The organism is Brassicibacter mesophilus (genome assembly GCF_050433385.1).
GTDB lineage: Bacteria > Bacillota > Clostridia > Tissierellales > Proteiniboraceae > Brassicibacter > Brassicibacter mesophilus.
In genome coordinates this window covers 1-15,749 of record NZ_JBNPXI010000033.1, presented here as the reverse complement: position 1 = coordinate 15,749, position 15,749 = coordinate 1, and the positions used below count along the sequence as shown (strand labels likewise).

The following is a 15,749-nucleotide window of genomic DNA, read 5'->3' as shown; positions in this document are numbered from 1 at the left end:
GAAAGTGAGGATAGTTATATGAAAAAGGATGATCGAAATATTTATATAGAAAATATAGATGTTGATGAAGCAAAGAAGAAATATTATGATAAAATATCAGACAGATTTTTTATTCAGAGTGAACAGGTAAATGTATTAGACACATTAGGAAGAGTTACCTATGAAGCAATATATGCAGAGAACTCATCTCCTCATTATAATGCTGCTGCTATGGATGGTATATTAGTAAGAGCGAATGATACTATTGGAGCAAGCGAAGTATCGCCTAAAATACTCATAGAAAATGATGACTTCCAATATGTAAATACTGGGAATCCTGTAACAGATGATTATGATTCTGTTATAATGATAGAGGATGTAATAGAGCTAGGAGACAAGAAAGTAAAGATACTTAACGCAGCTTATCCATGGCAGCATATAAGACCAATCGGAGAAGATATAGTAGCTACAGAGATGATAATACCGTCAAGACACAAAATAAGACCTATGGATTTGGGAGCATTAATAGCTGGAGGTATAAAAAAAATCAAAGTATACAAAAAGCTGTCAGTAGGTATAATACCAACTGGTTCAGAAATTATTGAGGATAGTAGTAATCTAGCCGTAGGGAAAATAATAGATTCTAATTCAAGGGTTTTTGAAGGATTAGTGAAAGAATATGGAGGTATTCCTAATAGATATTCTCCAATAGAAGATAGATATGAAGTACTAAAAAATGCTATAATAAAAGCTATAGACGAAAATGATATTCTAGTAATAAATGCTGGTTCATCAGCAGGTACAAAGGATTATACAGTGAAGATAATAAGAGAGCTTGGAGAAGTAGTTGTTCATGGAGTAGCACTAAAGCCAGGTAAGCCAACGATATTAGGAATAATAAATGAGAAACCCGTTATAGGAATACCAGGATATCCAGTTTCATCGTACCTTGTTTTTGAAACATTTGTTAAGCCTATAATATATAAATATACTGGAGTTAAGGGTGAAAAAGAACAGAAAGCAAAGGCTGTGATCTCAAAGCGAGTTGTATCCTCTTTAAAAAACAAAGAGCTGGTTAGAGTAACGCTGGGGAACGTAAATGATAAGCTTGTAGCTACGCCACTATCTGGAGGGGCAGGTGTTACTATGAGCCTAGTCAAAGCAGATGGAATAGTTGTTATACCTCAGAATTGTGAGGGGATTGAAGCAGGAGAAGAAGTTGAAGTAAATTTATTAAAGCCTCTTAGTGGTATAAGGGAAACGCTAGTTTCAATAGGAAGTCATGATTTGATAATGGACATTATTTCTGACATGATGAGTTTGTCGTCAGGACATGTTGGAAGTATGGGTGGGATACTTGCGATGAAAAGGAATGAGTGTCACTTATCTCCAATACATTTACTTGACCCATTAACAGGTGAATATAACGTAAGCTATGTAGAGAAGTATTTCCAAGGAAATAAAATGGCTATTATAAAAGGAGTTAGAAGACTTCAAGGCTTCATGGTTATGAAAAATAACCCTAAACATATTAAAAGCTTTAATGATTTGACTAGAGAAGATGTAGTCTATGTAAACAGACAAAAAGGTGCAGGGACTAGGATACTTTTAGATTATAATTTAAATAAACTTAATATAGATTCTTCATATATCAAAGGTTATGAAAGAGAGATGACTACTCATATGGCAGTGGCAACAGCAGTGAAGACAGGTTCAGCTACAGCTGGTCTTGGCATTTACTCTGCAGCTAAAGCATTAGGTTTGGATTTTGTTAATGTAGGATATGAAGACTATGACTTTTTAGTACCATATGCTAGTCTAAGCGACGAAAGGATTAAGAGATTTATTGAAGTACTCACATCAACTGAGTTTAAAGAAAAGGTTATGAATATGGGTGGATATGAGTTCAGCGAAACTGGAGACATTGTAATAATAGGTGAATAGCAAAACTTCATTAACATTCTTTTATTATTATTTTTAATTCGTAATATACTAAATCAACTAAAGAAGGTGGCAAATTGATAGACTCATATGGAAGAAGAATTAATTATTTACGTATTTCTGTTACGGATTTATGTAACTTAAGGTGTAGATATTGTATGCCAGAACAAGGTATTTATAAGGTTGAACATAGGGATGTATTAACTCTTGAAGAAGTATATAAAGTTGCTCAAGCGTTTATTTCGCTTGGCATCGATAAGATAAGGTTAACTGGTGGGGAGCCGCTTATAAGAAAAGGAATAGTGAATCTAGTTGAGGATATTTCAAAGCTTGATAAAGTAAAGGACCTATCTATGACTACTAATGGAATCCTGTTAAAAAAATATGCACGGGATTTAAAGAATGCGGGGCTTAATAGAGTAAATATAAGCCTAGATACGTTAAATGCGGACAAGTATTCAAGTATAACAAGAGGTGGTAAGCTAAAAGATGTATTAGATGGAATAGCCGAAGCTAAATCTGTTGGTCTTACACCAATCAAGATAAATACTGTACTAATAGGTGGATTTAATGTAGATGAAATAGAAGAGCTTGTATATCTTACTGAAAATGAAGAAATTGATGTTAGATTTATTGAACTTATGCCAGTTGGGGAAGCTGCAGGCTGGGCAGTTGATAAATTTTCACCTAACCAGATAATACTAGATAAGGTTAAAGCATTAACAAAAATTGAAAATGTGGACCCATCTTCACCTGCTGTATACTATAGACTTCCTAATGGTAAAGGAAGAGTTGGAATTATAAATCCTATTTCATGTAAGTTCTGTGATAATTGTAATAGAGTTAGGCTTACTGCTCAAGGGAAGCTAAAGCTATGCTTACATTCAAATGAAGAGATAGACTTAAAAGAAACATTGAGAAGTGGTGGAGACATAGAAAAGGTTATTAGAGAATCTATAATGCAGAAACCTGAGTCTCACCATCTAGAGGAAGGCAAATATATAGATAAAAATATGTTTCAGATTGGAGGATAATAATGGAATTCACTCATTTTGATGAACATGGAAGAGCGCATATGGTTGAGGTTGGAGAAAAGGAAGATACAAGAAGAAGCGCTATTGCAAGAGGAACTATTTTTATGAAGCCTGAGACAGTTAAGATGATTAAGGATGACATGATAAAAAAAGGAGATGTTCTTTCTGTAGCTCAGATAGGTGGAATAATGGGGGCTAAAAAGACTAGTGATTTAATTCCTATGTGTCATAATATATTTATATCTGGTGCAGATATAAGCTTTAATGTTCTAGAGGATGCTATAGAAATAGAAGCTGAGGTTAGAACTATAGGCAAGACAGGAATTGAAATGGAAGCATTAACAGCTGTATCTATGGCTGCTTTAACAATATATGACATGTGCAAGGCAGTTGATAAGGATATGATTATTAGCAATATTAGATTAATCAAAAAAACCGGAGGAAAGTCTGGAACTTATTTAAGAAATGAATAAGAATTCGAATAAAAAATAGCAAAATCTATTAAGTATTTTTTATCTATTTTTTTATATTTAAATATAGATGTAAATTTGAGACTAGATATCTATAAATAACTAACTGGAGGTAAAGAAATGAATAAGACAGGAAAAGTTCTTGATATAAATATAAGTGAAAAGAAAGGTGTTGTAAAGAAACCTATACAAGAAGGAATTTTCATAGAAGATTTTGGGCTAGAAGGAGATGCTCATGCTGGAAAGTGGCATAGACAAGTAAGTCTTCTAGGCATTGAAAGCTTTAAGAAGATGGAAGAACTAGGAATAGAAGGTCTATCAAATGGAATATTTGCAGAAAATATTACAACAGAAGGTATTATATTATATGAGCTTCCAGTAGGTACGAGATTAAGAATCGGAGAAACCATACAAGAAGTAACTCAAATAGGTAAAGAGTGTCATTCAGGATGCGAAATTGCTAAAAAGGTTGGTCAATGTGTTATGCCGAAAGAAGGTATATTCACTAGGATCATTAAAGGCGGAAAGATAAAGGCTGGAGACACTATAGAGGTTTTAGATTAAATGAAAGATGATTATTATAAAAGGATGACTGGAGTAGTAGACGAAATATTTATCAGTACAAAGAAAGGTGCGTCAAGAGAGCGAATAGAAGAGGGTATCTTTAAGACTGGATTTGGTCTTGTAGGTGATGTAAACTCTGGTAAAACTGATAGACATGTAGTTATACTAGGAACAGAAAATCGTGAGCGAATAGACAAGAAAGGGAAAAAAGGATTATGTGTTAACAGATTTCATGAGACTATTAGAGTTAAAAATGTTGAACTTTATAAACTAGCTGTTGGCACAAAAATAATGATTGGAGAAACTATTCATGAGATTAGCTATATAGGTAAGCGATGTTTTGATGAATGTGAATTAGTTAGAAAAGGAAACAAGTGCTTATTGTCTAGTCAAGTTGTGTTTACGAAAGTAATAAATGGAGGCATTATCAGAGTAGGAGATTCTATACAAGTACTGTAACACAAATTCTTTCTATAAAAGATTGGGGGAATAGAAGTGGAATTTGGGGGAGTCTATTTTTTTAAAGAGCTTATCAAAAACTCTCATGCAAGATGTGAAAACTTAGAGATAAGCAAAGAACGAAAAATTAGCAATAATATTTTAAAGGGCGAAGAGCTACAAAAAAGATTAAATAGAAGAAGAAAACTTATAATTACTTCAGAGCCTTTTATAAATCAACTTTACAGCTTTGTAAAAGGATCAAATTTTTTTGCTATACTTACAGACGAAGATGGCTGTATATTAAGTGTTATAGGTGATGAAGTTATCCTTTCAGAAGCTTTTTCATTAAAAATGATACCTGGAGCTTACATGGATGAAAAAAATATTGGTACAAATGCAATGAGTATTGCTGTTTCTGAAAAGGTTCCAGTCCAAGTATCTGGAGAGGAACACTATATTAAGGCCTATCATAGATGGACATGCTCTGCCTCCCCTATAAGAGACTGTGAGAGAAATGTAGTAGGTTGCCTTGATTTAACAGGATATAGTGAAGCAGTACATTCCCATACATTAGGAATGGTAGTTGCTGCAGTTGATGCAATTGAAAGAATGCTTAAAATAGATAAGTGTAGTGAAGAGCTAAGTATATCGAGAAAATATACAGACACTATTATAGATTCTATCCCCATGGGAATCATAACATCTGACTTAGAAGGTAATATAAAAGCTGCAAACAGTCATGCATCAGAAATGTTTGGATATGCTATTAGAGAAATGAAGAGAATGGAAATTGGACAACTGTTTGATGGTTGGGAAGTAGTGAAAAATGTAATATGTTCTAAAAGTGCTTTTTCAGATGAAGAAGTATTTGTTAATGCAAGAAGAAATAAACTACAATTCAACTTAAGTGCATATCCTATATTAGATAATAATGATAATATCATTGATGTTGTATATGTGTTTAGTGAAGTAAAGAAGGTAAGAAAATTAGCTAACAAAATAATGGGTAGGCAGGCTATATACACTTTTGACAAAATAATCGGAAACAATGATAAGTTTCTTTCAACAATAGAGCTATCAAAAAAGATTGCTGACAGTAAGTCTACCATATTAATAAGTGGCGAAAGCGGCACAGGTAAAGAAGTTTTTGCTCAATCTATACACAATTATAGCAACAGAAAGGATGAGCCCTTTATTGCTATAAACTGCGGTGCAATCCCCAAAAACCTAATAGAATCTGAGCTTTTTGGTTATGAGGAAGGAGCTTTTACAGGAGCTAAGAGAAGTGGACATCCAGGGAAGTTTGAAGTTGCTGATGGAGGAACTATATTTTTAGATGAAATAGGGGAAATGCCATTAGATATGCAGACTAGACTTCTTAGGGTTATTGAAGAGAGTACAGTTTCTAGAATAGGTGGGACAAACGAAATATTAGTTGATGTTAGAATAATAGCTGCTACAAATAAAAATCTTATTGAAGAAGTTGAGAAAGGAAATTTTAGAAAGGATTTATTTTATAGACTAAACGTGTTACCAATAAAGTTACCTTCTCTTAGAGAGCGTAAGGAAGATATAAAGCTGCTTATTGAATATTTTATGAGAAGAATTTCAAAGAGACTAAATAAAAAAATGGTAAAAATCAGCGAAAAACAAATGGAACAACTAATGCAATATCCTTGGCCAGGTAATGTAAGAGAGCTTGAAAATTTTATTGAATTAATAATTAATACAGAGGGTATACCAGAGCACCTAGGGTGTAGTGACAATAGACTACAAACAGTCCAATATATTGATCATGAATATGAAGACTTATCTCTCGATAAAATGGAAAAGCGTTATATAATAAAAGCATTAAGAAAGCACCATGGAAATATTACCTTAAGTGCTAAAGAGCTGTCTATAGGCAGAAATACTTTATATAGGAAAATAGAAAAATACAATATAGATTGCTCTAAATTCGAACAGTGATCCGTATTGGAACAGTAATAAATGTGAGAATTCGTATCGAAATGGAACACGAACATTCATAACCCATGTGTAAGCAAGATAAACACAGGGTTTTTTTATTGGTACAAATTTTGCAATATATGAAATGTAAATCAACTAAGGGAGGATTTGTATGTACGGATATAATGGTAAGGTTATAAGAGTAAATTTAAATGAAAAATCTATTAAAATTGAACCATTAAAGTTAGAGGTTGCTCAAAAATATCTTGGCTCAAGAGGCCTAGGAGTTAAAACACTTCTTGATGAGATCGATCCTAAAGTAGAGCCATTTGACAAAGAAAATAAGTTGATTATAGCCGCTGGAGCATTAACAGGAGCCCCATTGCCTACGAGCGGCAGATATATGGTAATAACCAAATCACCATTAACTGGAGGAATCGCAATAGCTAACTCAGGAGGAAAGTGGGGAGCAGAGCTTAGAGCAGCAGGCTATGACATGATAATAGTAGAAGGAAGAGCAGACTCGCCAGTATATTTGAATATTGAAGATGAAAAGGTTGAAATAAAGGATGCATCTCATTTATGGGGAAAGACCTCACTAAATGTTACTGAAAAGCTTGGAGAAGAGCTGTCAAATAATTGTAAGGTATTATGTATAGGGCCAGCTGGGGAAAAGCTTTCACTCATGGCAGCAGTAATGAATGATGTAGATAGAGCGGCAGGACGTGGTGGAGTCGGTGCTGTAATGGGTTCAAAAAATCTAAAGGCAATCACAGTAAAAGGTACAGGAAAAGTATCTTTATATGACGAAGAAAGAGTTAAAAAGGTATCAAGCGAAAAGGTTACCACCTTAAGAAATGATCCTGTTGCAGGTCAAGGACTTCCTACTTATGGTTCTGCAGTATTAGTTAATATCATAAATGAAAACGGTGTCCACCCGGTTAAGAACTTTCAAGAGGCATACACAGAAAATGCAGACTTGATTAGTGGAGAGTCTTTGACAGAAAAGCATCTAGTAAAGAAGCAGGCATGTTATAGATGTCCAATAGCATGTGGAAGAGTAGTTAAACTTAAAGATGGTACGATTGCTGGAGGACCTGAATATGAGACCCTATGGTCATTTGGCTCAGATTGTGATGTATATGATTTGGATGCTATTAATCAAGCCAATATGCTATGCAATGAATATGGATTAGATACTATTTCTGTTGGAGCTACAATAGCCACTGCTATGGAGCTTTATCAAAGAGGATATATAACAGATGAGGAAATAGAAGCAGATAATCTATCATTAAACTGGGGAGATACTGAAGCAGTTGTAGGCTGGACAAAGAAAATAGGCTTAAGAGAAGGTTTTGGAAACAAAATGGCTGATGGTTCATTTAGATTATGTGAGCTCTATGGTGCACCTGAGTTTTCAATGACAGTTAAAAAGCAAGAGCTTCCGGCATATGATCCAAGAGGAGTACAAGGTCATGGAATAACTTACGCTGTCAATAATAGAGGAGGATGTCATATAAAAGGATATATGATTAATCCTGAAATATTAGGATATCCTGAAAAACTAGATAGATTTAGTCTTGAAGGAAAAGCTGCATATGCGAAAATATTCCATGATTTAACGGCGGTTATAGATTCTATAGGATTATGTGTATTTACTACTTTTGGGTTAGGTCTTCCTGATTATGTAGATATGTATAATTCAGTTTGCGGGGATATTTATAACAACGACACGTTATTAGAAGCAGGAGAAAGAATATGGAATTTAGAAAAAATATTTAACTTAATGGCAGGAATAGATAGCTCTCAAGATACTCTTCCTAAGAGACTTCTTAATGATCCTATACCAGATGGACCATCTAAAGGATATGTTCATCGATTGGATATACTTCTTCCAGAATACTATAGCGTAAGAGGATGGACAAAAGAGGGAATACCTACTGAAGAAACATTAAAGAGACTAGGGCTTGAAGAATATACAAATTATATAAAATCTTATGAATGTGCAGCTTGTTCAAAATAGAGTTAGTACTTTGACCGAAAGAAAGCAGGTGATAAATTGAAGGTTGAAGTTAGACTTTTTGCTTATTTTAGAGAAGGTAGAGATAAAAAACAGCTTCTTGATTTAAAGGAAAGTGCTACAATAAGAGAGGTTTTAAACATAATTGAGATAAAAGAAGATGAGGTTAGCATACTTTTATTAAATGGAAGAGATGGTTCTGCTGATAGAGAGTTAAAGGATGGAGATATTTTAGCATTATTTCCTCCAGTGGGTGGAGGTTAAAAAATAAAAGCGGAGATAACCTCGCCGCTTTTATTTTTTAAGTAACTTTTCCAAGTTCTCTAGCTTCTATTTTACGTTTTGGAATAATGTAAACTACATAATATACTAGAGGAATAATTACTGCGCCACCTACGATATTACCAAGTGTTGCAGGTATTATGTTTTTTGTGAATATTTGAACCCAAGTTATATCAAAACCCAGATACTTTGCTAAAGGCAAAAAGAACATATTTGCTATACTATGCTCAAAGCCCAACATAACAAAAGTCATAACAGGAAACCACATACCAATTATTTTTGATGTAATATCCTGAGCACCATATGCAATCCAAACTGCAAGTACTACAAGTACATTAGCAAAAATAGCTTTTAAGAAAACTTGTCCGAATGAATAAGCTGTTTTTCCCGTTGCAATAGATAAGGCCAGTTCTGAAGCAGGAGTACCTTCATGATAAGCTCCAATCTTTAATACAGTGAATACAAACAGCATTGCACCTATAAAATTTCCAATATAAACAAGAGACCAGTTTTTAAACATTTGCTTTATAGTTATTTTATTATCAACTAGAGCCATGGTCATTAAACAGTTACCAGTGAACAGTTCGCCACCAGCTATTAATACTAAAACTAATCCGATAGGAAAGACAGCTCCCCCCAAAAACTTCATAACACCTACATCAATGTGTTTAAACGTTTGCATTATGGTTATATCAGCATGAGCACCAATACTGATGAATATTCCAGCAAAGATTCCCAATAAAAGCATGTTTAAAGATGGTTGCGTAGCTTTCTTTATACCAGTAGTAATAGTAGCCTCAGCAATTTCTGCTGGTGTTAAATACCCTTTTGACATTGAAATCCCCTTTCTATAATTGTGAATTTATTAACTGAAATAGTAAGATTAGTAGAATGTCATGAAGTAATAGAATAAATTAGAATTAGAACGGTGTGTATTTTATTGCAGATTGTAAAAACTCATGGATTAGACATCTACTTTAAAATGGTAACATAGAATAATTGCTTTAACAAGCATAAAAATTGTTATTGATGAAGCAAAAAAATAAAGGGTCGTTTAAGACCCTGAGTCTTGCTTTTAAATGAACTATACAGCAATTTCTTCTTGTTCTTCTATACTATTGCCTGATGCATTACTTTCTTCCTTTAATACTAAGTTAAGAATAAGTGCTACAAATGTACCTGTGCTTATTCCAGAAGAGAAAATGCTTTTTAAAGCTCCAGGAAGGTTTGCTATGAAATCAGGTCTAACTGTTATACCTAGTCCTAATCCTATAGAAACAGCAACTATCAGTAAATTACGATTATTTAATTTTACTCTACTTAATGTCTTTATTCCTGAGGCAGCAACATTTCCGAACATTACTATACCTGCTCCACCTAACACAGGATTAGGCATTACTGCAATTAGAGCACCTATTTTAGGAAATATCCCAAGAAGTAATAATAAAATACCAGAAATAATAACTACAAATCTACTTGCTACTTTTGTCATAGGAATTAATCCAACATTTTGACTAAATGATGTGTTTGCATTTGCACCAAAGAATCCTGCAATAAAGCTTCCAGTTCCGTCAGCTAAAAGACCAGCTCCTACTTCTTCGTCTGTTAAATCCTTCTCACATGCTTCACCAATAGCTTTAAGACAGCCTACTGTTTCTATAGTTGTTACTAAATAAGCAGCAACAAATGGAACAAATGCAGCGAAACTAAATTCTACTCCATATCTAAAGAGTTTAGGTAATTCAAACCACTTTGCGGTTACAACAGAAGTGAAGTCGACCATTCCAAGAGGAATACAAACCAAATAACCAACTGCCATCCCTACCAATACTGAAGCTGTGCTTAGTATGCCTTTTCCGTATCTATTTAACATGATAATTATGGTCATAACAACCATAGCGATTACTAAGTTTTGTAAGCTACCATAATCAGCAGCGCCAACTCCTCCTGCTGCCCAGTCAATTGATACTGGAATAAGTGTTAAGCCAATTAATGAAACAACTGTACCAGTAACAACTGGTGGGAAAAATCGCATTAATGGTTTAATAAAACGACTTAGAATCATTTCTATGAAAGAACCTAAAATTGTACCACCAAACATTGCAGGGAGCCCCATAGTGGATCCAACTGCAATAGAAGGTCCAACGAAAGTAAAGTCAGTACCCATAATACAAGGAATTTTAGCACCTACAGGACCTATACCTTTAGATTGTATAACTGTTGCGATTCCTGCTACAAATATAGCTGCACTAACGAATATAGCTGTATCTTGTACTGAAAGACCTAGTCCACCGGCTACAACAAGAGGAACAGCAACTATTCCCCCAAAAGCTGCAACAATGTTTTGAAATCCTAGTAATATTGCTAACAAAAGAGGTGGTTTATCATCAATTTTGTACATTATCTCTGATGCTTCGGTATTATCTTGCTTATTAGAAAGTTTTACTCTACTCATTTTTTATCCCCCTTATGCTTTAGTATTTTATTTTATAAATACAAAATGTTCATTGGAAAACGCTTTTACAATACGTATAAAAAAATCACCTTCTTTCAGTGGGAAATCGATTTTCTGTGAGTTAAAAAAATAGATTAACAAAAACGATGGAAACATAGTTAATATTCTAATGCATGATATATGGTAAGTCAACCTAAAAAAGCAACGGTATGTATAGTATTAATAATTTAAAAAATGACAAAAATCGTTACCATGCCTTTAAAACACTGGATTACGCCGTTTGTTAAAAATAAACTAATGGATATTTTGTATATAATTAACAAACTACAGAAAAATTCCTGATAAATACTATTGCAAATATCATCTTGCTTAAAGTTTTAATTTTTAAAATAAGGAGTGGTTATGCTATTGGATTATCAGATGTAAGGCAGCTTTGAACTGATTCAAGCTTTAAATGGCGATATGATTATTAGCATTAAAAAATACTTTAAAATACGTAAGGAAGAATACGTATGTATAGTTTTACACAAAATCCATTGTTAAAATTAAACATAGACTTAAAATAAAGTTTATGATAAACTGTGTATAAAATTGTAATAAATTAATAAACACTAAACATACAAAACAAGAATTATTATATGAGGAGGGTGCAAAAAATGTTAGTTGAAAAAACAGTAAAAGAATTTGTGGCTTCAGTAGCTAGTAAAGATCCAGCTCCTGGTGGTGGAAGTGTATCAGCTTTGGCTAGTAGTTTAGGTGCTGCATTAACAGCGATGGTTGGAAATTTGACTATAGGAAGAAAAGCTTATAATGCTTTAACGGATGACCAGAAGGCAATGGTTGATCAAAACTTTGAAAAAGCTATGAAGCTTGTTGACAGATTAAATGAATTAGTTGACGAGGATACTACAGCTTTTAATGACTATATGGACGCAATAAAATTGCCAAAAGAAACAGATGAAGAGAAAGCAGCTAGAAAAGTTGCTATGGAAGAAGCTTTAAAGAAAGCTATGGAGGTTCCTTTAGATGCTGCAAAAGTTTCTTTAGAAGTATTAAAATTACAAAAAGTTTTTGCTGATTATGGTAATCCAAATGCTATAACAGACGTTGGCGTTGGTGCATTGCTAGCATGTGGAGGACTTGAGGGAGCATTGTTCAATGTACTTATCAACTTAGGAGGCATAAGCGACGACGCTTATGTAGGACAAATTAGAAAACAATGTGAAGAAGTACTTAAAGAAGGAAAAGAGCTTAAAGAAGAAACATTAAAAGTTGTATATAGTAAATTATAAGATTTGTTTTGACATAAAAAAATTAGAGGGACTTTGAAGCATAACAAAGTTCCTCTAATTTTTAGACAATATTTGAGATAAATGTTAGAAATATATAACGAAAGGTAGATATAGTACATAGTAGAGTATATACATTTTACGTGTATTTTCTATTATGTACTGTATAAAATATTAAATTCAATCCTTTAAGGGGAGTAGATCATATGGGAAGACAAAATGGTATTACAATTGAAGACGCTTTAAAGATGGATTGTATGAAAGGTTGTAACCTTATTGCTGGATTTAAAGGCGTTAGAAACACTATATCAAAAGTAAACGTAATGGCCGACCCTGATATACTAAACTGGGTAGATGAAGGTGAGCTTTTATTAACAACTGCTTATTCTTTTAAAAAAGACAGCTTAGAGGAGCAGAAGAGACTCATTAAAGAATGTACTAAGAAGAAGTTGGCGGGCATAGGGATAAAGATATATCCATATCTAGAATCTCTTCCTGAGGAAGTACTGAGTCTAGCAGAGGATCTAAATTTCCCTATTATAGACATACACTATGCTATTCCGCTATCAGATATTATGACTCCTATTTTTAATGAAATATTCAATAGACAAGCATATTTATTGAAAAAAATAGAAAAAATATATGAGCAGTTTATGAATGCCATGCTAAAGGGTGCAGATGTTAACCATATATCTAGCTTAATAAGTGACAGTATAAAAAACCCTATAGTTGTAAAGCTGGATTTTCCAGATGAGATGATAACTCAGCTTGATTCAGTTGATGATTTAACTAGACAGCTCCTTATTGAAAATACAATGAAATTCTATGACTCTAATTGTGATAGATATAAGGAAAAGAAGTTGGAAGAAAGCAATGAGTTGATTGATGGTAAATACATTAAGCGTATGATAGTTCCTATAGTTGCAAAAGATAGTGTCTACGGTCATATTTTTGCGTGGTCATCTAACACTCCTTTAGGGGGATATGACCTATCCGTATTAGAAATTGCTTCAACTACTATGGCTTTAGAGATTCTTAAAGTTTTATCTGTAAGAGAAGTCGAGAATAGGTACAAATCTGAATTCCTTGAAGACCTTATCTCTTTAGATGATAGAAGAAAAGAAAAAGCTATAGAAAGATCAGCCTTTTTTAATCTTAACAAAAAGGACAAGTATCTAAATATTATGATAAAGATTAAAGGAAGAGATGAAAATCTAAAAAAAGTGGATATTACTTCTGATTCACTGCAACAACATATATTAAAAATGCATGATTCTATAGAGAGAATTATTAAACAGCTTAATTTAACAGGTATTGTAGCAAGTAAAACAGAGCGTATGCTTATACTGCTATCTTATAAGAAGGACGAAAGAATAGAGCCTTCTCTTGAAAAGTTAAATGATTATATAAATGAGCTTATAGATAAGTATAGTAATCTAGAAATAAAAATAGGAATTGGAAGACCATATGAAGGTCTAGAAAACTTTAACAATAGCTATTTAGATTCAATTAAGGCAATTAGTGCGGGTAAAATATTAAGTGATAAGACTATAGTAAGTTTTGAGGATCTAGGAATATTTAAAATTCTATGCCAGGATCATCTTGAAGATGAACTCATAAAGTTCTATGATGCAACTATTAAACCATTAGTAGACTATGATGAAAAAAAATCAACGGAGCTTGTGAAAACATTAGGTGCTTACTTTGAGCACAATGGAAACTTGAAAAGAATGTCTGATTCACTATTTACTCATTATAATACGGTACTTTACAGAATTCAAAGAATTTGTGAGATAACAGATATGAACTTGGAAAATCCGAGCGATAGACTTAATCTTGAAATTGCACTTAAAATAAAACAGTTGCTTAAAAAATGAAAAAGCGTCCACTGGTGTGGACGCTTTGATTTTAATCTTCTAGTAGAGCAACTGCACGGATTGGAGAGCCTGTGCCTCCACGAATTTTTAGTGGAAGTCCAAAGTATAAGAATCTTTTATTAACTACCTTATCTAAATTACAAAGATTCTCAGTATTTGTAATATTATATTCGCCACATACTAGGTGTCCTGAAAAATCTAAGTCATCAGGAGTTTGATCTATAGCTGGGGCATCTACACCTATGTTCACTACACCTTTTTCTGCAAGCCATTTAGCTCCTTCGTAGCTTAATCCAGTATATTCTTTTTGAAATTCTGGAGTGCCATAATATCTATCGTGATGTCCTGTGTACATGAGGAAAATATCACCTTTTTCTATCTCTAACCCTGCCTTGGCTATTGCTTTTTCTAAATCTCTTGGCTCTATATAGGCAGGATATCGAATATGGCTTAAGTCTACACAGATAGCGCTACCACAGAAATACTCTAATGGCATTTGTTCCATACTTGGGCCACCTGGCTTATACTCAATAACTGCATCACTATGAGTTCCGCAATGCTCACTCATAAGTATATTTCTTGCATAAAAGCCTAGTTTTTCACTTCCAGTATTTTTCATGTTTTCTTCATGTGTTTGGTTTGTCATGATAAACGTTTTCTGATGAATTGGAAACAGTGACATTCCTTCAAAAATTTCTTGCGATAAATCAACTATACGTAATCCCATTATGAAAATCTCCTTTCTTTTTTTATAGCACACGGAAAAGTTTAGACATTAACCATGCATACTTTTCATAAAATGCATTTTAACAAAGACATTCTCGATTTTAAAGCTTTTATGAAAGTCTTTGTGGTATTTATTAAGTATAGCATGTATTGAAATAATTAATTTAAATTATGTAAATTATTTTGTATCTTACTTTATTAAATTACACATAATATTTTAAGCACCTGCTTTACTTGTCATTATATATGATTATACTATTTAATTTAAAAAATTCATTCATTAATTTTTTACAAATATAAATTTTTAAAAAACGAAGATAAGCAAACTTTATATGTCGAATTTTGTGCATGACAGGCCTATTTTACCTAGAATCAAGCGTATAGCATGAGTTATTTAAGCATATAAATTTATTTGCATTTATAAATACATTACAAACATGATATTAAAATAATACGTGAAAAGGTTTTAAATTTATAGAAAAAATACAAAGGTAATTGGCCTTTTTTATGGTATTATTAATCTATAAAGGCAATAAATTTTCCACAATAATGTTAATTTCTAATATCATAATTTAATTAGATTAAAAGATAAGGGAGGATTTTAAATGTCAGCAGAAAAACAGTACATCTTGGCAGTACCAAACTTCAGTGATGGAAGAAGAGAAGAAGTAATAGAAGCAGTAGTAAATGAAGTAAAAAACGTAGAAGGAGTAAAGCTAGTAAG

13 protein-coding genes and 1 pseudogene are annotated in these 15,749 nt (G+C 33.0%); 11 read left to right on the top strand and 3 right to left on the bottom strand.

The annotated features are described in order from the left end of the window. Nucleotides 1-18 precede the first annotated feature (18 nt). The 8 genes from HNR33_RS20990 (at nt 19) to HNR33_RS20955 (ending at nt 8,660) form a co-directional block, all read left to right on the top strand. Entirely contained in the window at nt 19-1,923 is a 1,905-nt protein-coding gene (locus HNR33_RS20990; protein ID WP_429087505.1) for a molybdopterin biosynthesis protein, read from the top strand. Between the two features lie 74 nt (nt 1,924-1,997). Further along, on the top strand, nt 1,998-2,954 hold the full coding sequence (moaA, locus tag HNR33_RS20985; protein WP_429087504.1) for a GTP 3',8-cyclase MoaA: 957 nt from the start codon (nt 1,998-2,000) through the stop codon (nt 2,952-2,954). A gap of 2 nt (nt 2,955-2,956) precedes the next feature. After that, a complete protein-coding gene (gene moaC / locus HNR33_RS20980) occupies nt 2,957-3,427 on the top strand; it encodes a cyclic pyranopterin monophosphate synthase MoaC (protein ID WP_429087502.1) in 471 nt (156 codons plus the stop codon). A gap of 117 nt (nt 3,428-3,544) precedes the next feature. Then, complete coding sequence (locus HNR33_RS20975; protein WP_429087501.1) at nt 3,545-3,988, top strand: MOSC domain-containing protein; 444 nt, start codon at nt 3,545-3,547, stop codon at nt 3,986-3,988. Further along, nucleotides 3,989-4,447: an MOSC domain-containing protein gene (locus HNR33_RS20970; RefSeq protein WP_429087498.1), complete on the top strand. Its 459-nt coding sequence runs from the start codon at nt 3,989-3,991 to the stop codon at nt 4,445-4,447. A 36-nt stretch (nt 4,448-4,483) separates the two neighbouring features. Then, nucleotides 4,484-6,397, top strand: a complete 1,914-nt coding sequence (locus HNR33_RS20965) for a sigma-54-dependent Fis family transcriptional regulator (RefSeq protein WP_429087496.1) — start codon at nt 4,484-4,486, stop codon at nt 6,395-6,397. A gap of 151 nt (nt 6,398-6,548) precedes the next feature. Continuing rightward, nucleotides 6,549-8,399 (top strand): aldehyde ferredoxin oxidoreductase family protein, encoded by a 1,851-nt coding sequence (locus tag HNR33_RS20960; RefSeq protein WP_429087495.1) that lies wholly within the window; start codon nt 6,549-6,551, stop codon nt 8,397-8,399. A 36-nt stretch (nt 8,400-8,435) separates the two neighbouring features. Further along, nucleotides 8,436-8,660, top strand: a complete 225-nt coding sequence (locus HNR33_RS20955; protein ID WP_429087493.1) for a MoaD/ThiS family protein — start codon at nt 8,436-8,438, stop codon at nt 8,658-8,660. 37 nt (nt 8,661-8,697) lie between these two features. On the opposite strand, the gene HNR33_RS20950 is transcribed toward HNR33_RS20955, so the two are convergent. Together HNR33_RS20950 and HNR33_RS20945 are read right to left on the bottom strand one after the other, a co-directional pair. Beyond that, on the bottom strand, nt 8,698-9,513 hold the full coding sequence (locus HNR33_RS20950; protein WP_429087490.1) for a formate/nitrite transporter family protein: 816 nt from the start codon (nt 9,511-9,513) through the stop codon (nt 8,698-8,700). A gap of 249 nt (nt 9,514-9,762) precedes the next feature. Further along, on the bottom strand, nt 9,763-11,133 hold the full coding sequence (locus HNR33_RS20945) for a uracil-xanthine permease family protein (RefSeq protein WP_429087488.1): 1,371 nt from the start codon (nt 11,131-11,133) through the stop codon (nt 9,763-9,765). Between the two features lie 656 nt (nt 11,134-11,789). Here HNR33_RS20945 and HNR33_RS20940 point away from each other — a divergent pair. Beyond that, on the top strand, nt 11,790-12,425 hold the full coding sequence (locus HNR33_RS20940) for a cyclodeaminase/cyclohydrolase family protein (protein ID WP_429087487.1): 636 nt from the start codon (nt 11,790-11,792) through the stop codon (nt 12,423-12,425). A gap of 203 nt (nt 12,426-12,628) precedes the next feature. Beyond that, entirely contained in the window at nt 12,629-14,299 is a 1,671-nt protein-coding gene (locus HNR33_RS20935) for a PucR family transcriptional regulator (protein WP_429087485.1), read from the top strand. Nucleotides 14,300-14,330: 31 nt separating this feature from the next. Here the strand turns inward: HNR33_RS20935 and HNR33_RS20930 are convergent, their stop codons facing one another. Further along, nucleotides 14,331-15,026 (bottom strand): cyclase family protein, encoded by a 696-nt coding sequence (locus tag HNR33_RS20930; protein ID WP_429087482.1) that lies wholly within the window; start codon nt 15,024-15,026, stop codon nt 14,331-14,333. A 604-nt stretch (nt 15,027-15,630) separates the two neighbouring features. Here HNR33_RS20930 and HNR33_RS20925 point away from each other — a divergent pair. Continuing rightward, nucleotides 15,631-15,749 (top strand): annotated as a pseudogene (locus HNR33_RS20925) (glutamate formimidoyltransferase); the annotation flags it as partial.